The sequence below is a fragment of the Pseudomonas salomonii genome, from assembly GCF_900107155.1.
Lineage (GTDB): Bacteria > Pseudomonadota > Gammaproteobacteria > Pseudomonadales > Pseudomonadaceae > Aquipseudomonas > Aquipseudomonas salomonii.
This window is the reverse complement of the sequence record NZ_FNOX01000008.1, coordinates 347,222-364,027: the sequence shown is the minus strand read 5'-3', so window position 1 is coordinate 364,027 and position 16,806 is coordinate 347,222. Positions and strand designations below refer to the sequence as shown.

Genomic DNA, 16,806 nt, shown 5'->3' with positions numbered 1-16,806 from the left:
ATTACTTGAGCACCTTTTATTTTTCCCCTTCTTGAACGCGAGCAGGTTAATACCATGTCGGACATTAATGTGAAGCAGGGCCGCCACCAACACGTAGAGTCAGAGGTTTCCATCAGCCGGCGTTATCTCAAGGAGTTTAAAGCCAGACTCACAGAGGACGATATCGCCCAGGTTTTGCGCGCCCCCAACGACCTGAAGTCGCGAAAAGTGCTCAATGACATGCGCGTGCACTTCAGCCAGGAAAGTGTCGACTCCATGTTGAAAGAACCAGACGCAGAGGAAGTTGCTCACCTCCTGACGGACATCGGCAAGTTTCTGCAAAAAAACAGCGACGAGGAATGCGTAAAGTTATCCACCCAACTGTATTTCAACGACTATCAGGCAGCCTATGACAAACAGAAAATCGCCTTACTGTTAAAGTTGATATCGGGTAAGGACGATTATGGCTTTCGCCATGTCTATGACTTTTTCAAAGGCACGGCCGGCGCATTCGAGCAACTGAATGGGTGCGTGAAGGACACAGCCCAAACGGTGATGGATATGAACACCATCACCGAAGCGCTCAACCCAAAACATATTAAATCAAGGATGAAGACGCTCTGAGCGCGGACTCAACGTTCCTTTTCCCAAAGCTTGACGATTTTGGGCATGACGCCAAGTACGACGAGCGCCAGCAGTGTACTCAAGACCGCCGTTGATTCACGCCCAACCCCTGCCGCCACGCCAATGGCGGCCGTCATCCACAACCCGGCAGCGGTGGTCAGGCCTTTGACGTGCTGGCCCTCTTCATCCTCCTTGCCCTTGAGGATAGTGCCGGCCCCCAGGAAGCCGATCCCGGCGATAACCCCCTGCAATACCCTGCTCATGGCGTCCGACTGGCTGCCTGACGTCTGCGGCACCAGCACAAACAGTGCAGCGCCCAAGGCCACGAGCATGTGGGTGCGCACCCCCGCCGCCTTGCCCTTTTGCTCACGCTCAAACCCCAGGATACCGCCCAGGATCGCGGCGATAAGCAGGCGAACGGTTATCTGCGTGAGCTGCTTTGCATCAGCGATGTCAGCAAATTCTGCGTGCAGGGTTTGAAGCACTTCTTGCCACCAGGCGTCCATGGTCGTTATCCGTTTTAGTGTGGTTAGACGATGGACAGCGCCGACCGCCAGTCAGTTGCCTGGAACACCTGGCACTGCGCGACGCCCTAACCCATAACTGCCCATAAAAAGGAGAGCACCATGCCTGTACGTATCGACAATCAAACGTGCTTTTTCAAGGTCGCTGACGACGGCCAGGAATACGCCCTGCCCGCCACTGATGTGACGGTGAGTACCGACAGCGCCAAATCCATGTCTTTTGTAGAGTTAAAAGGCAATCGGGTCTACATCACTGAAGCCGAAGCCGACGCACTGACCGTCGCCGGTGCCCAGGACGGTCGCAAACACTTGAAGGCGACCGACAGTGATTCGGTGATTTGATTGATCTGTATCAAACCGCGCACAAGCCAGCTGCGCCCCAGGCGCTACGGGGTGCAGCATATTGTCGCAGTGACGTATAAAAAGCCTGTCTGATCCGCTTTTTATCGACCCACCTGAGTCTGTTATGCAAACAGCTTGAAGCTCATAGTTCATTGGCCTGATGGAGGCTGATGAGCGAACGACCATGAGCGAAAGAATCCCAACCGTGGACACCTTTGAGCCCATACACCCAAAGAAGGTGAAGGCCAAATCCAGCGACAACCTGATCCATACCCGCAGTTTTACCGGCCTGTTCCGCACCTTGCGCGTGAGCGGCGCCGCTGTACTGTTCCTGGCGTTTTTGGCACCGTGTGGCTCAACTGGTCCGGGCGCCAAGCCGTGCTGTGGGACTTGGCCGAAAGCAAATTCCACATCTTCGGTGCCACCTTCTGGCCCCAGGATTTCATCCTACTGTCGGCACTGTTGATCATCTGCGCGTTCGGCCTGTTTGCCATTACCGTATTTGCCGGCCGCGTATGGTGCGGCTACACCTGCCCGCAAAGCTCGTTCACCTGGCTGTTCATGTGGTGTGAAAAGGTCACCGAAGGGGAACGCAACCAACGCATCAAACTGCAAGCGGCGCCCTGGAGCCTGAACAAACTGGCGCGGCGTTCGGCCAAACACACGCTGTGGCTGGGTATCAGCGTGCTGACCGGGCTCACGTTTGTCGGCTACTTCACGCCAATCCGCCCGCTGGCCGCTGAGTTGCTGACCTGGCAAATGGGCGGCGTAAGCCTGTTCTGGGTGCTGTTTTTTACCGCCGCCACCTACATCAATGCCGGCTGGCTGCGCGAAGCGGTGTGCATGCACATGTGCCCGTATGCGCGCTTTCAGAGCGTGATGTTCGACAAAGACACCCTGACCATTTCCTACGACGCGGCGCGTGGCGAAAGCCGTGGCCCGCGCAAACGCGAGGTGAAACCGGCGCAGGTTGGCCTGGGGGATTGCATCGACTGCCAACTGTGCGTGCAGGTGTGCCCCACCGGCATCGACATTCGTGACGGCCTGCAAATGGAATGCATCGGCTGCGCCGCATGCATCGACGCCTGCGATTCGATCATGGACAAGATGGGCTACCCCCGCGGGTTGGTCAGCTATACCAGCGAAGATCAACTGCAAGGTGGCAAAACCCACCTGCTCAGGCCACGCCTGATCGGCTACAGTGCCGTGCTGCTGGTGATGATCGCGGCGTTGGTGGTGGCCTTGATTGAGCGACCAATGGTGTCGCTGGACGTGACCAAAGACCGTGGCATGTTCCGTGAAAACAGCCAGGGGCTGATCGAAAACATCTACAGCTTGAAGGTCATCAACAAGACCCAGCAGCGCCAGGACTACCGCCTGGAACTGGTGGACGCCGAGGGCTTCCAGTTGCAAGGCAAGACCCGGATCAGCCTGGCGCCGGGGGAAATCAGTGACGTGCCGGTGTCGGTGGCGTTGTTGGCCGATAAACCGGCGAGCAGCTCGCAGACCTTGCGCTTCAAGGTTATGGATGTGACTAAGCCGTGGATTTACAGCGCAGCAGACAGCCGTTTTGTGGCGCCGCTGAATCGTTGATTTCCAGCACACACATTGAGTCGGCGTTCAATTTTTTTAGAAAGTTAATCAGGCCCCCATGAAACGCTACGAAAAATTCGCCGACGACATCGCAGAACTGATCCGCTCCGGCGTGCTCGGCCCCGGCCAACGGGTACCGTCGGTGCGCTATGCCAGCCAGACCTACGGCGTCAGCCCGTCCACGGTGTTCCAGGCTTACTACCTGCTGGAACGCCGTGGCCTGATTCGTGCGCGGCCACGCTCCGGCTACTTCGTCAACACGCATGCGCCCAGCCCGTTTTCCGAGCCGGTGGTGAGTGAACAGGTGCACGAATCCACCGAAGTCGATGTGAGTGAGCTGGTGTTCTCAGTGCTCGACTCCATCAAGGACCCCAACACCGTGCCGTTCGGCTCGGCGTTCCCCAGCCCCATGCTGTTCCCGTTGCCACGCCTGGCGCGTTCGCTGGCCAGTGCCGGCCGCGAGATGGACCCGCGCCTTGTGGTCACCGACATGTCGCCGGGTAACCCGCAACTGCGCCGCCAGATTGCACTGCGCTATATGGTGGGCGGCCTGATGCTGCCGATAGAAGAGCTGCTGATCACCAACGGCGCCCTCGAAGCGCTGAACCTGTGCCTGCAAGCGGTGACCGAGCCGGGCGACCTGGTCGCTATCGAAGCCCCGGCGTTCTATGCCTGCCTGCAAGTGCTCGAACGCCTGAAGCTCAAGGCGGTGGAGATTCCCGTGCACCCGCGCGATGGCATCGACCTCAATGCCCTGGCGCAAAGCCTGGAGCGCTACCCGATCAAGGCCTGCTGGACCATGACCAGCTTCCAGAACCCCATGGGTGCCACCCTGCCGGAAGCGAAGAAACAGGCGCTGGTGGAGCTGCTGCGCAGCCATCAAGTGCCACTGATCGAGGATGATGTGTACGCCGAGCTGTATTACGGGCAGCACGCGCCAAAACCGGCCAAGGCCTTCGACACCGAAGGGCTGGTGATGCACTGCGGCTCCTTCGCCAAGAGCCTGGCGCCCGGCTATCGCGTCGGCTGGGTCGCTGCCGGGCGCTATGCGCAGAAGGTTGAACGCCTGAAGCTGATGACTTCGCTGTGCCCCTCGATGCCGGCCCAGGCGGCGATTGCCGACTACTTGCAACACGGCGGCTATGACCGGCACCTGCGCAAATTGCGCTACGCCCTGGAAGAACAGCAGAGCGCCATGCTGGCCGCGATCGCGCGGTATTTCCCGGCACAGACGCGGGTCAGCCAGCCGGCCGGCGGCTACTTCCTGTGGCTGGAACTGCCGGAGCAAACCGATTCGCTGAAGCTGTTCCAGATGGCCCTGGCCCAGGGCATCAGCATTGCGCCGGGGCCGATTTTCTCGGCGACCCAACGCTTCAGAAATTGCATTCGCTTGAACTACGGCAGCCCGTGGACCGAGGCATCGGAAAAGGCCATGGAAACGCTCGGGCGCATCGTGCGATCGTTCTAGGCTCGGTTGTTGCCTTATCTGACGCCATCGCGGGCTTGCCCGCGATGGCGCCTTGACTGGCGCTAAAGCCTCAACGGCCGCCGCCCAAATCGAGAAAACTGCCGGTGGTGTACGAGGCCTTGTCCGACAGCAACCAGATAATCGCTTCCGCCACTTCATCCGGGCGCCCGCCACGGGCCATGGGAATGCCGGACTCCAGCTTGCTGACGCGGTCCGGGTCACCGCTCAGGGCGTGGAAGTCGGTAAAGATGTAGCCAGGGCGCACCGCGTTGACACGGATCCCTTCACCCGCCACCTCTTTGGATAGGCCGATGGTGAAGGTATCCAGCGCGCCCTTGGACGCGGCATAGTCGACATATTCGCCCGGCGAACCCAGGCGTGCGGCGACCGACGACACGTTGACAATGCTGCCGCCCTGCCCGCCATGCTTGGGCGACATGCGCAGCACCGCCTGCTTGGCGCACAGGATCGGCCCCAGCACATTGGTCTTCATGATTTTAAGAATGCGGAACTCGGACATTTCATCCACCCGTGACTTGTGCCCCACGGTGCCGGCGTTGTTGACCAGTGCCGTCACGCGCCCCAGTTCGGCGTCAACACGATTGAACAATGCGATGACTTCATCTTCGATGCTGACATCGGCCCGCACCGCAATGGCCTGTGCGCCCAAGGCGCGCACCTGGTCCAGCACACGCAGGGCCGCCGCCTCATCAGACTGGTAGTTGATGCAGATGCGATAGCCCTGGCGTGCAGCCAGCAAGGCCGTCTCGGCGCCAATACCACGGCTGCCTCCGGTGATGATGACGACTTTGTCCATGGGTGCGGTCTCCTGAATAAACCAACGGTTTAAGGTTGGATCCAAGAATACCCGTCATCCACGGCTTTTGTCAGGCGTCAGGGCGTCTTCGGCGCGCTGGATGTCGGCCATGAAACCCTCGGCCGGCAACGGATGACCCAGCAAGTAGCCTTGCAAGGTGTTGCACCCCAAGCGGGTAAGGAAACTCTGCTGCACATCGGTCTCTACCCCTTCGGCGACAATGCGCAGCCCAAGTGCCTGGCCAAGGGCAACGATGGCCGAAACAATGGCGGCGTCGTCGCTGTCGTGTTCCAGGTCCCGCACAAACCCACGGTCGATCTTCAGCTCATTGGCGGGCAGGCGTTTGAGGTACATCAGGCTTGAATAACCGGTGCCGAAGTCGTCGATGGACAGGTCCACGCCCATGTCCGACAGTTGCTGCAACACCGTCATGCTCGCATCGGCATCGCTCATGGCGGTGGTTTCGGTGATTTCCAGGGTCAGGCTGTTGGCCGGCAAGCGGTGACGCGCCAACGCCGCCGCGACACTCCTGACCAGCCCGGCATGGCAAAACTGCAGCGCCGAGAGGTTGACCGCAATGCGCCAGTCTTCATAACCCTGCGCGTACCAGACAGCCATCTGGCGGCAAGCCTCGTTGAGCACCCATTCGCCGATGGGAATAATCAGCCCGGTTTTTTCCGCCAGCTCGATAAACATCGCCGGCAACAACAGCCCCTGTTGCGGGTGCTCCCAGCGCAACAACGCTTCGGCGCCGACCGCAATACCGCTGAGCGCGTCGAACTTGGGCTGGTAGTACAGGCGGAACTGCTCGTGCTCAACGGCGTTGCGCAGGTCCTGCAACAACTGCAGCTGTTTGCGTGCATTGGTGTTCATCGACACATCAAAGAAGCTGTAGCCGTTCTTGCCCATGCCCTTGGCGTGGTACATCGCGGCGTCGGCGTTCATCAGCAGTTCCTGCGGGTTCACGCCGTTACCGGGGAACATGGCAATGCCGATGCTCGCGGAGATCTTCAGTTCATGCTCGGCTACCTTGAACGTACGATCGATCAAGCCGACCTGGCGTTCGGCCAGGCCCACGGCGTCGTCCGGCTGGCTCAACTGCACCAGCAGCACAAACTCATCGCCACCGATGCGCGCCAGGGTGTCCTGGCTGCGCAGGTCCTCGCGCAGACGCAAACCCACTTCACGCAGCAATTGATCACCCAAATGGTGGCCAAATGCATCATTGACCGGTTTGAAACCGTCCAGGTCGATAAACATCAACGCAAAACAACCACCCTGCTCCATGACGGACTGTATGGCTTGTTGAATGCGGTCGGCGAGCAAGGTGCGATTGGGCAGGCCGGTGAGCATGTCATGCAGGGCCAGGTGGGTGAGTTCCTGGTTGGCCAGGGTCAGTGACTCGGCGAGCACGGCGGTGCGGGCTTCAAGCCGGGCGTCGAGCAATGAGGTCAATAGCGCGATGATCAACACCGCCAGCGAGGTGACCAGCACCAGGTTATCCAGGCCCTTGCCACTCAGGCCCGTCAGCGCGGCGCCGCAGAAACTGTTGTCAGCAAAACGCGCGGCAGCCATGCCGGTGTAGTGCATACCCACAATCGCAATGCCCATCACTACCGCGGCGCCACCCCGCGCCAGGCGTACGTAAGGCGTATTGCGCCGCAGGTTGAACGCGATCCACAAGGCCGCGCCGGACGCCACCACGGCGATCAACAACGAGGTGCCAAACAGCGCGGGGTCGTAATCGATGCCAGGGGTCATGCGCATCGCGGCCATGCCGGTGTAGTGCATGCAGGCAATCCCTGCGCCCATCACCAGCGCGCCAAACCCCAACTGCCAGGCCGGCAGACGTGGCTGGCTGACCAGCCACAGCGCAAAGCCACTGGATAACACTGCGATCAATAACGACAGCGCGGTGATGCCCAGGTCAAACCCGAGAGCAAAGGGCAGGCGCAACGCCAACATACCGATAAAGTGCATGGACCAGATGCCCACGCCCAGGGCCAATGCCCCGCCGGTCATCCATATGTACACCACGCGCCCCCTGGCGGTCGCAATACGGCCGGCCAGGTCCAGCGCGGTATAGGACGCCAGGATCGCAACGCACAGGGAGATCACGACCAGAGAGGGGGAATAACTACCGATCAGCATGGGACTTCTCGAGACTGACGGGCCTGGAACGCCCGTGCCAAGTGGCAAAGCGGGCGATTGTAGCGAGAATAATTATGGCCGGTTTAATTAATTATCAAGGGGCCATTAGTGGCATTTTGACGCCAATCTAATGACCTTGAAATGCCACCTGCTTCAGGCCGCTGCGCCGAGTCATCTGCTTGAATATCAGGCCCGGTGCGACAGGATCGGCCACTTTAAAATCCGCGAGACGACTGAGTCGTTTGTTGAAATCTGCTCAGTCATTTCTTCTCAGCCAAGGACGTCTGCCCGTCCCAGCCGCCACCCAGTGCCGCAATCAATTGCACACTTGCCACCAACCGCGTCTGCAACAAGGTCAGCACGGTGCGTTCATTACTCAACGCCGTGGCCTGCACCGTCACCACATCGAGGTAGGCGATCAGCCCGGCCTTGTACTGATTCTGCGTCAAGCGCAGGGATTCGCGCGCGGCCTCCAGGGCTTCATTGCTGACCACCGCCTCATCTTCCAGCACCTTCAACTGGACCATATAGTTTTCCACTTCGCGGAAACCATCCAGCACTGTCTGGCGGTACTTGGCCACCGTCTCGTCGTAAGACGCCACACTACGATCGACCTCAGCCGAACGCTGCCCACCGTCAAACAAGGTCATCGCAAGCTTGGGCCCCACCGACCAGAACCGGTTCGGCAAACTGATCCAGTCCGCATAGGTGCTGCTGGAATACCCACCCGCCAGGCTCAAGGTCAGGTCCGGGTAATACGCCGCCTTGGCCACGCCGATATTCGCGTTGGCTGCAATCACCGAGCGCTCCGCCGACGCGATATCCGGGCGCCGCTCAAGCAATTGCGATGGCACACTCACCGGAATCTGCGGCAAGGCTGGAACGTCCTTGCTCACTGCCAGATTGAAGTTGGCCGGCGCTTCGCCGATCAACACCGCAATGGCGTTTTCCAACTGCGCACGTTGCCAAATCAAGTCGATCAAGCTGGCCTGGGTCGTCTTCAGTTGGGTCTGTGCCTGAGCAATCGCCGCCTTGTCGGAAACCCCCGCGCGGTACTGGTTTTCAGTCATCTTCAGGGAGCGCTGATAAGTCTCCAGCGTGGCCTGCAGCAAACGTGTCTGCTCGTCCATCACGCGCAGTTGCAGATAGTCCTGCACCAACTCCGATTGCTGGCTCAAACGCATCGCCGCCAGATCCGCCGAACTGGCCTCAGCCGTGGCTTCATTCGCTTCAAGACCACGGCGCAACTTGCCCCACACATCCGCTTCCCAACTCACGCCCAACTGCGTATTGAGCGTGTCGCGGATACCACTGCTGGAACTGCTGAGGCTGGCGTTGCTGCTGCCGGTGCCCTGACTGGCACGGGTTTTACCGGCACTGAAATCCACCGTGGGGAAAAACGCCCCGCGTGCGCTGCGCACCTGGGCCTGGGCCTGGCGGAAGCGCGCTTCGGCTTGGGCCACGGTCTGGTTGGCGTTATTGAGGCGCGTGACCAGCTCGTTAAGTTGACGGTCACCGTACAACTCCCACCAGGCACCACGGGCCAGGGAATCACTGGGGTTGGCCTGGCGCCAGCCCTGGGCTTGCTTGAACTGCGCGGGCTCGACCACCTCCGGGCGTTTGTAATCCGGGCCGATGGCGCAGGCGCTGAGCAATGCGCCGCACAGCAGCAGGCTGGCGATACGGGAACCACGGGGCATGCTCATGGCCAATTTAGTCAAGGTTGAATCGGTCATAGCGCAGTATCCAAGGCAGCATCGGTACGCACGCCGCGCCAGGCGTTGAAGCGGTGGCGCGCGCGGTCAAGATAGAGGTAGACCACCGGGGTGGTGTAAAGGGTCAGGATCTGGCTGAACACCAGCCCGCCGATAATGGTCAGGCCCAGGGGCTGGCGCATTTCGGCGCCATCGCCGGAACCGAGCAGCAACGGCAAGGCGCCCAGAATGGCCGCGAGCGTGGTCATCAAAATTGGCCGCAGGCGCAGCAGGCAGGCGCTACGAATCGATTCCAGCGGGCTCATGCCGTCATGGCGCTCCAGTTGCAGCGCCAGGTCAATCATCAGGATCGCATTCTTCTTCACCACGCCGATCAACAGGAACAGACCCAGCAGGGATATCAGGCTGAATTCACCGCCCAGCAGGTAGATCGACAGCAGCGCGCCGACACCGGCCGATGGCAAGGTCGACAGAATGGTCAGCGGGTGAACATAACTTTCATACAGAATGCCCAACACCAGGTACACCGCCACCAGCGCGCCCAGAATCATGAACGGCTGGCCCTTCTGCGTCGCCGCAAAGGCATCGGCGGTGCCGGCCATTTTGGCGATCACGTCTTCCGGCAAACCGACCTTGGCAATCGCCCGCTCAATGGCGGCCGTGCCCTGCTCCACCGTCACCCCGGGCGACATGTCGAAGGCGATGTTTTCCGAGGCAAACTGGCCTTCATGGCTGACACGGTCGTCGGCCAGGCTGTTTTCGTAATGGGCAATGGTCGACAACGGCACCCGCGCACCCGTGGAGGTGATCACCTGCATCTGGTTCAGGGTGATCGGGTCCTGGGCGTATTTCGGGTTGACCTCCATCACCACCTGGTACTGGTTGAGGCTGTCATAGATGGTGGAAATCTGCCGTTGGCTGTAGGCGTTGTTCAACACCGAGGTGACCATGCTCATGTCGATACCCAGGCGCTTGGCCTGGTCGCGGTCGACCACCAGCGTCACCTGCGCCGCACCGCGCCCTTCGCGGGCGTCGATGGCGGTCAGCTCCGGCAGCTCGCGCAAGGCCGCGACCACTTTCGGGTACCACAAACGCAGCGCAGCCAGGTCGCCGCTTTGCAGGATGTAGGAGTATTGGGCGCTGGTCTGGTCCCGGCTGCCGCCAAATTGCAGGTCCTGGTCGGCCATCAGGAACAGCCGCCCGCCCGGCACCAGCGGCACTTCCTTGCGCAGACGCTCGATCACCGCCTGGGCCGAGAGCTTGCGCTCGGCAATAGGTTTGAGGCGCACCAGCATCACCGCGTTGTTGGTGCCGTTGTTGCCGCCGATAAAGCCGGCCACGCTGAGCACTGCCGGGTCCTTGAGCACCGCCTTGCGGAAGGTTTCCATCTTCGGCTGCATCACATTGAACGACAGCCCGTCATCGCCGCGCACAAAGCCGATCAACTGGCCGGTGTCCTGCTGCGGCATGAAGGTTTTCGGTACCACCACGTACAGCGCGATGTTCACGCCCACGGTGATCAACAGGCTCAGCAGGGTCAGGCGGCGATGGCGCAGCACCCAGTCCAGGCTGGTGGCGTAGGCCGCAACCATGCGGTCATTGACCTTCTGGCTCCAGCGCTGCAAACCGGTCATGTGCCCCTTAATGTGCGGTTTGAGCCAGCGCGCGCAGAGCATCGGGGTCAAGGTCAGCGAGACGATCAGCGACACAATGATCGCCGCCGACAAGGTGATGGAAAACTCACGGAACAGATTGGTGACAATGCCGCCCATAAACAGGATGGACAGGAACACCGCCACCAGCGACACGTTCATCGACAGCAAGGTAAAGCCGACTTCCTCGGCGCCCAGGTACGCCGCCTTCATCGGCGGCACACCCTCGTCGATATGCCGGGAAATGTTTTCCAGCACCACGATGGCGTCGTCCACCACCAGGCCGGTGGCCAGGATCAACGCCATCAGCGAAAAATTGTTCAGCGAAAACCCAAACAGGTACATCACCGCAAAGGTCCCGACCAGCGACACCGGCACTGCCAGGGTCGGGATCAACGAGGCGCGGAAGTTACCCAGGAACAGGTACACCACCAGCACCACCAGGGCCACGGCAATCAGCAGGGTCATCTCGGCTTCATGCAGGGTCGCGGTGATCACCGGCGAGCGGTCCATGGCCAGGTTGAGTTTGACGCTGGACGGCAGCACCGCCTGCAACGCGGGCAACTGGGCCTTGATCTGCCGGACGGTCTCGATGATGTTGGCGCCGGACTGGCGGTTGATCACCAGCAGCACCGCCGAATCATTGTTGAAGAAGCCGCTGTTGTAGCGGTCTTCCACGCCGTCGCTGATCTTCGCCACGTCGCCCAGGCGCAAGGCTGCGCCGTTCTGGTAGCGGATCAGCAGCGGCTCGTAGTCCTTGGCCTTTTCCAGCTGGTCATTGGCCTGGATCTGCCAGTTACGCTCGCTGTCTTCCAGGGAACCCTTGGGCCGCCGCTGGTTGGCATTGGCGATGGTGTTGCGCACATCGTCCAGGGCCACGCCGTATTGGTCCAGGGCCTTGGGTTCCAACTCGATGCGCACCGCCGGCAAGGAACTGCCGCCGATCTGCACCTCGCCCACGCCCGGCACCTGGGACAGGCTCTGCGAGAGGATGGTCGAGGCCAAATCGTACAACTCGCCTTTTTGCAGCACGTCGGAGGTCAGCGAGAGCACCATGATCGGTGCCTGGGACGGGTTGATCTTTTTGTAGGTCGGCATGCTGCGCATGCCACTGGGCAGCAGGTTGCGCGAGGCATTGATGGCCGCCTGCACTTCCCGCGCCGCACCGTTGATATCACGGTCGGAGTCGAATGCCAGGATCACCCGCGTGGAGCCTTGGCTCGACGAACTGCTCATGGTGGTGATGCCGGCAATCGCGCCGAATGAGCGTTCCAGCGGCGTCGCCACCGTCGAGGCCATCACCTCCGGGCTGGCGCCGGGCAAACTGGCCGACACCACGATCACCGGGAAGTCGATCTGCGGCAACGGCGACACCGGCAGCAAGTTGAAGCTGACGCCACCGAGCAACATGATCGCCAGGCTCAGCAGCATGGTGGCTACCGGCCGGCGAATGAAAGGTCCGGACAGGTTCATGACTCAACCGGCTCCAGGCTTTGCGGCTCTTTGCGCCAGCGACGGCCTAGGCGGTCGAAATACAAATAGATCACCGGCGTGGTAAACAGCGTCAACACCTGGCTCACCAGCAAGCCGCCGACCATCACCAGGCCCAGCGGTTGGCGCAACTCGGCGCCGGAACCCGTGGCCAGCATCAATGGCACCGCACCAAACAAGGCCGCCAGGGTGGTCATCAAAATCGGCCGAAAGCGCAGCAGCGCGGCCTGATAAATCGCCGTCTGCGGGTCCAGGCCCTGGTTGCGTTCGGCGTCGAGGGCGAAGTCGATCATCATGATCGCGTTCTTTTTGACGATACCAATCAGCAGGATGATGCCGATGATCGCGATCATGCCCAGGTCATTGCCACTGAGCAGCAACGCCAGCAAGGCGCCGACTGCGGCGGACGGCAACGTGGAAAGAATCGTGATCGGGTGGATGTAACTCTCGTACAGCACGCCGAGCACGATGTACATAGTCACCACCGCCGCCAGGATCAGCAGCAAGGTGCTCGACAGCGAGGCTTCGAAGGCCTGGGCCGCGCCCTGGAACTGGGTCTGCACGCCCACCGGCATGCCGATGTCCTTCTGGGTCTGGTTGATCAGCTCCACGCCTTTGCCCAGCGCGACGCCAGGCGCCAGGTTGAACGACATCATCACCGCCGGGAACTGGCCGATATGTGCAATTGCCAGTTGTGCCTGACGCTGCTCCACATGCGCCAGGCTCGACAGCCGCACCTGGCCGCCGTCGGTGGTTTTCACATAAATCTGGTTGAGCGCTGCCGGCCCCAGGGTTTCACCCGATTGCGCCTGCAATACCACGCGGTACTGGCTGGCCTGGGTATAGATGGTGGAAATCTGCCGCTGGCCGAAGGCGTCGTAAAGCGCATCGGTGATGGTCGACACACTCACGCCCAGGCGCGAGGCCGCATCACGGTCGATCACCAGGAACACTTGCAGGCCCTTGTCCTGCAGGTCGCTGGCCACATCGGTGAGTTCCGGCAACTGGCGCAAGGCGTGCACCAGCTTGTCGCTCCACAGCGCCAGCAAATCGGCGTCCGGCGAGGACATGCTGAACTGGTATTGGGTACGGCTCACGCGGTCTTCAATGGTCAGGTCCTGCACCGGCTGCATGAACAGGCGAATGCCCACCAGCTTGTCGATCTGCGGTTGCAGGCGCGTGATGACCTGGGCCGCGCTCACGTCGCGCTGGCCGTGGGCCTTGAGGTTGATCAGCAAACGGCCGCTGTTGAGGGTGGCGTTATCGCCATCCACACCAATGTAGGACGACAGGCTTTCAACCGATGGGTCGGCCAGGATCACCTTGGCCAACTCCTGCTGGCGCTGGCTCATGGCGGCAAACGAAATCGACTGCGGTGCTTCCGATATGCCCTGGATCACGCCGGTGTCCTGCACCGGAAAAAAGCCCTTGGGCACCACCAGGTACAGCACCACGGTAAGGCCCAGGGTGGCGATGGCCACCAGCAGGGTCAACGGCTGGTGCTTGAGCACCCACTGCAATTTGCGCCCGTAGGCTTCGATCAACCAATCGATCCAGGCGCCGCTGGCCTTGTAGAAACGGCCTTGTTCTTCTTCCTTGGGTTCGCGCTTGAGCAGGCGCGCGCACATCATCGGCGTCAGGGTCAGGGACACCACCAGGGAAATCAGGATCGCCACCGCCAGGGTGATGGCAAATTCGCGAAACAGCCGCCCGACCACATCGGCCATGAACAGCAGCGGAATCAGTACCGCGATCAGCGACAGGGTCAGGGAAATCAGGGTGAAACCGATTTGCTTGGCGCCCTTGAGCGCAGCCGCCATGGGCGTCTCGCCTTCCTCGATGTAGCGCGAGATGTTTTCCAGCATCACGATGGCATCGTCCACCACAAACCCGGTGGCGATGGTCAGTGCCATCAGCGTCAGGTTGTTGATGGAGAAGCCCGCCAGGTACATCACGCCAAAGGTGCCCACCAGCGACAGCGGCACGGCGATCGACGGAATGATCGTGGCGCTGACCCGGCGCAGGAACAGGAACGTGACCATCACCACCAGGGCAATGGCGATCAGCAATTCATGCTGTACGTCCTTCACCGAGGCGCGGATGGTCTGGGTGCGGTCGGTAAGCACCGTCACATCCAGGCCCGCCGGCAAGTTATCGGTGATGCTCGGCAGCAACGCCTTAATACGGTCCACCACCTCGATCACGTTGGCGCCGGGCTGGCGCTGGATATTGAGCAGCACCGCCTGGTTTTCATTGGCCCAGGCAGCGAGGCGCTCGTTTTCGGCGCCGTCGACGATCTGCGCCACGTCTTTAAGGCGCAGCGGCGCGCCATTGTTGTAGGCCAGGATCAACTCGGCGTATTGCGCAGGCGAAACCAACTGGTCGTTGGCATCAAGCATGGAGACACGCGTAGGGCCGTCAAAGTTGCCCTTGGGCTGGTTGACGTTGGAGGCGGCGATCAGGGTGCGCACGTCCGACAGGTTCAAGCCGTTGGCCGCCAGGGCCTCGGGGTTGACCTTGATGCGCACGGCCTGGCGCTGGCCACCGGCGATGCTGACCATGCCGACGCCGCTGATCTGTGCAATTTTTTGCGCCATGCGCGTGTCAACCAAGTCGTTGAGCTTGGGCAGCAACATGGTCTTGGAGGTAATTGCCAGGGTCAGCACCGGGGTGTCTGCCGGGTTGACCTTGTTGTACACCGGCGGCGCCGGCAAATCCTTGGGCAACAGGTTGGTCGCGGCGTTGATCGCGGCCTGCACCTGTTGCTCGGCGACATCCATATTGATGTCGAGGTTAAAGCGCAGGGTCAGCACCGAGGCGCCGCCCGAACTGGTGGACGCCATTTGTGTGAGGCCGGGCATTTGCCCGAACTGACGCTCCAGCGGCGCAGTGACCGCGCTGGTCATCACGTCCGGGCTGGCGCCTGGGTACAGGGTCATCACCCGGATCGTCGGGTAGTCCACCTGCGGCAAAGCCGAGACCGGGAGCAAACGGTAAGAAATGATGCCGGCCAGGACAATGGCCAGCATGCTCAGCGTGGTGGCAACCGGGCGAAGGATAAACAGTCGCGACAGGTTCATGAACCGACCTTTTGCGCCTTGCCGGCGTTAGCGCCGGTCTCCCCTTTTGCCGCAGGCTTGCCTTGCAGGTGTTCGGTCGGCGTGGTCGGCACTTCGCTGCTGTCGTTGACCACTTCAATGTCGCTGCCGTCCTTGAGGCGGTCGGTGCCTTCCAGCACCACGCGGTCGCCGGCCACCAGGCCTTCCTTGATGACGGTGTTGTCGCCATCGGTATCGCCGACCACCAAGGGTTGCATCTTGACCTTCTTGTCGCCGTCGAGCTTGTAGACGAAGGTGCCGCTGTTGCCGAACTGGATTGCGGCGGACGGTGCCAGTACCACATTGTGCAAGGTGTCGGCCAGCAGGTGCACATTGACGAACTGATTAGGGAACAGCGCCTGGTCCTTGTTATCGAAACGGCCTTTGAATTTGAGGGTGCCGGTGGTCACGTCGATCTGGTTGTCCAGGCTCTGCAACACGCCGACCGCCTGCTGCTTCACATCGCCACGGTCCCAGGCTTCCACGGGTAATTTGTTACCGGCGTGGTAGCGTGTGAGCACGGTGTCGAGGGTGTTTTCCGGCAGGGTGAAGACCACGCTGATCGGCTGGGTCTGGGTGATCACCGCCAGGAAGGTGGTGTCGTTGGCCGCCACCAGGTTACCGACGTCGACCTGACGCAGGCCGACGCGGCCGCTGATCGGCGCGCGGATCTTGGTGAACTCGAGGTTGAGCTTGGCGTCGTCGACCGCGCCCTGGTTGGTCTTGACCGTGCCCTGGTACTGCATGACCAGGGCTTCGGCGGTGTCCAGGGTCTGTTTGGCGATGCTGTCCTGGGCATACAGGTCACGGTAACGCTGCACATCAACCTGGGCGTTTTTCAGTTGGGCCTGGTTCTGCAGGAGCGTGCCCTGGGCCTGGAGCAAGGCGTTCTGGTAGCTGCGCGGGTCGATCTCCGCGAGCAGGTCGCCCGCCTTGACCATCTGGCCTTCTTCAAAGGCGATCTTGACCAGCTCACCGCCCACCCGGCTGCGTACATTAATGGTGTTAAGCGCGGTCACCGTACCCAGGGCCTTGTAGTACACCGGGAACTCGCCCAGCACCGCCGGCGCCACACGCACCGGAATCGGGCCGGTGGCCCCCCCGAAACCGGGCCGCGCCATCCCCGTCTTGCCGGTATGCCCGGCCGGTTTCTGCGCGGTGTCATCTTTATGGCCGGCGGGCCAGAATTTCCAGCACAGGCCGGCGATGACCAACAGCACAAGCAGGCCGAATAGCCAGCGGCGGGAATTGCGAGGGGAGGATTGCATGGAGTGATCAACCATTGGGCGCGAGAGCTTCTTCTTTGGGAGGCTGAAAGATAAGCACTGGGGCGCATTAAGAAAAGCGCCTTT

General features: G+C 61.1%; 10 protein-coding genes and 1 pseudogene. 4 read left to right on the top strand and 7 right to left on the bottom strand.

The features are described from left to right. Positions 1-54 precede the first annotated feature (54 nt). A complete protein-coding gene (locus BLV67_RS20015) occupies positions 55-603 on the top strand; it encodes a hypothetical protein (protein ID WP_065931650.1) in 549 nt (182 codons plus the stop codon). An 8-nt stretch (positions 604-611) separates the two neighbouring features. Here BLV67_RS20015 and BLV67_RS20010 read toward each other — a convergent pair whose 3' ends face one another. Then, positions 612-1,109: an MgtC/SapB family protein gene (locus tag BLV67_RS20010; protein ID WP_065931651.1), complete on the bottom strand. Its 498-nt coding sequence runs from the start codon at positions 1,107-1,109 to the stop codon at positions 612-614. A 120-nt stretch (positions 1,110-1,229) separates the two neighbouring features. Here BLV67_RS20010 and BLV67_RS20005 point away from each other — a divergent pair, with 120 nt between their 5' ends. The 3 genes and pseudogenes from BLV67_RS20005 to mapR all read left to right on the top strand — a co-directional run bounded on the left by BLV67_RS20005 (position 1,230) and on the right by mapR (position 4,530). After that, positions 1,230-1,469: a DUF3203 family protein gene (locus BLV67_RS20005; RefSeq protein ID WP_069788845.1), complete on the top strand. Its 240-nt coding sequence runs from the start codon at positions 1,230-1,232 to the stop codon at positions 1,467-1,469. Positions 1,470-1,653: 184 nt separating this feature from the next. Next, positions 1,654-3,062: pseudogene (gene ccoG / locus BLV67_RS20000) on the top strand (cytochrome c oxidase accessory protein CcoG). A gap of 58 nt (positions 3,063-3,120) precedes the next feature. After that, positions 3,121-4,530 (top strand): GntR family transcriptional regulator MpaR, encoded by a 1,410-nt coding sequence (gene mapR, locus BLV67_RS19995; RefSeq protein WP_065931654.1) that lies wholly within the window; start codon positions 3,121-3,123, stop codon positions 4,528-4,530. 70 nt (positions 4,531-4,600) lie between these two features. Here mapR and BLV67_RS19990 read toward each other — a convergent pair whose 3' ends face one another. The 6 genes from BLV67_RS19990 to BLV67_RS19965 form a co-directional block, all read right to left on the bottom strand. Beyond that, positions 4,601-5,347, bottom strand: a complete 747-nt coding sequence (locus tag BLV67_RS19990) for an SDR family oxidoreductase (RefSeq protein WP_069788844.1) — start codon at positions 5,345-5,347, stop codon at positions 4,601-4,603. 54 nt (positions 5,348-5,401) lie between these two features. Beyond that, the gene (locus BLV67_RS19985; RefSeq protein WP_069788843.1) at positions 5,402-7,498 is read right to left on the bottom strand and encodes a putative bifunctional diguanylate cyclase/phosphodiesterase; all 2,097 of its coding nucleotides are present in this window, start codon (positions 7,496-7,498) and stop codon (positions 5,402-5,404) included. Positions 7,499-7,758: 260 nt separating this feature from the next. Further along, complete coding sequence (locus BLV67_RS19980; protein WP_069788842.1) at positions 7,759-9,234, bottom strand: efflux transporter outer membrane subunit; 1,476 nt, start codon at positions 9,232-9,234, stop codon at positions 7,759-7,761. Further along, positions 9,231-12,338, bottom strand: a complete 3,108-nt coding sequence (locus BLV67_RS19975) for an efflux RND transporter permease subunit (RefSeq protein ID WP_074854508.1) — start codon at positions 12,336-12,338, stop codon at positions 9,231-9,233. The genes BLV67_RS19980 and BLV67_RS19975 overlap by 4 nt, the downstream gene beginning before the upstream one ends. Continuing rightward, entirely contained in the window at positions 12,335-15,436 is a 3,102-nt protein-coding gene (locus BLV67_RS19970; protein WP_065931659.1) for an MdtB/MuxB family multidrug efflux RND transporter permease subunit, read from the bottom strand. Before BLV67_RS19970 ends, BLV67_RS19975 begins: the two co-directional genes overlap by 4 nt. Next, complete coding sequence (locus BLV67_RS19965; protein ID WP_069788841.1) at positions 15,433-16,737, bottom strand: MdtA/MuxA family multidrug efflux RND transporter periplasmic adaptor subunit; 1,305 nt, start codon at positions 16,735-16,737, stop codon at positions 15,433-15,435. Before BLV67_RS19965 ends, BLV67_RS19970 begins: the two co-directional genes overlap by 4 nt. Between the last annotated feature and the right edge of the window lie 69 nt (positions 16,738-16,806).

Coding starts and splice junctions, on each gene's coding strand:
- BLV67_RS19980 (WP_069788842.1), bottom strand. CDS start 9,234: ATGACCGATTCAACCTTGACTAAATTGGCCATGAGCATGCCCCGTGGT.
- BLV67_RS20015 (WP_065931650.1), top strand. CDS start 55: ATGTCGGACATTAATGTGAAGCAGGGCCGCCACCAACACGTAGAGTCA.
- BLV67_RS19990 (WP_069788844.1), bottom strand. CDS start 5,347: ATGGACAAAGTCGTCATCATCACCGGAGGCAGCCGTGGTATTGGCGCC.
- BLV67_RS20005 (WP_069788845.1), top strand. CDS start 1,230: ATGCCTGTACGTATCGACAATCAAACGTGCTTTTTCAAGGTCGCTGAC.
- mapR (WP_065931654.1), top strand. CDS start 3,121: ATGAAACGCTACGAAAAATTCGCCGACGACATCGCAGAACTGATCCGC.
- BLV67_RS19965 (WP_069788841.1), bottom strand. CDS start 16,737: ATGGTTGATCACTCCATGCAATCCTCCCCTCGCAATTCCCGCCGCTGG.
- BLV67_RS19970 (WP_065931659.1), bottom strand. CDS start 15,436: ATGAACCTGTCGCGACTGTTTATCCTTCGCCCGGTTGCCACCACGCTG.
- BLV67_RS19985 (WP_069788843.1), bottom strand. CDS start 7,498: ATGCTGATCGGTAGTTATTCCCCCTCTCTGGTCGTGATCTCCCTGTGC.
- BLV67_RS20010 (WP_065931651.1), bottom strand. CDS start 1,109: ATGGACGCCTGGTGGCAAGAAGTGCTTCAAACCCTGCACGCAGAATTT.
- BLV67_RS19975 (WP_074854508.1), bottom strand. CDS start 12,338: ATGAACCTGTCCGGACCTTTCATTCGCCGGCCGGTAGCCACCATGCTG.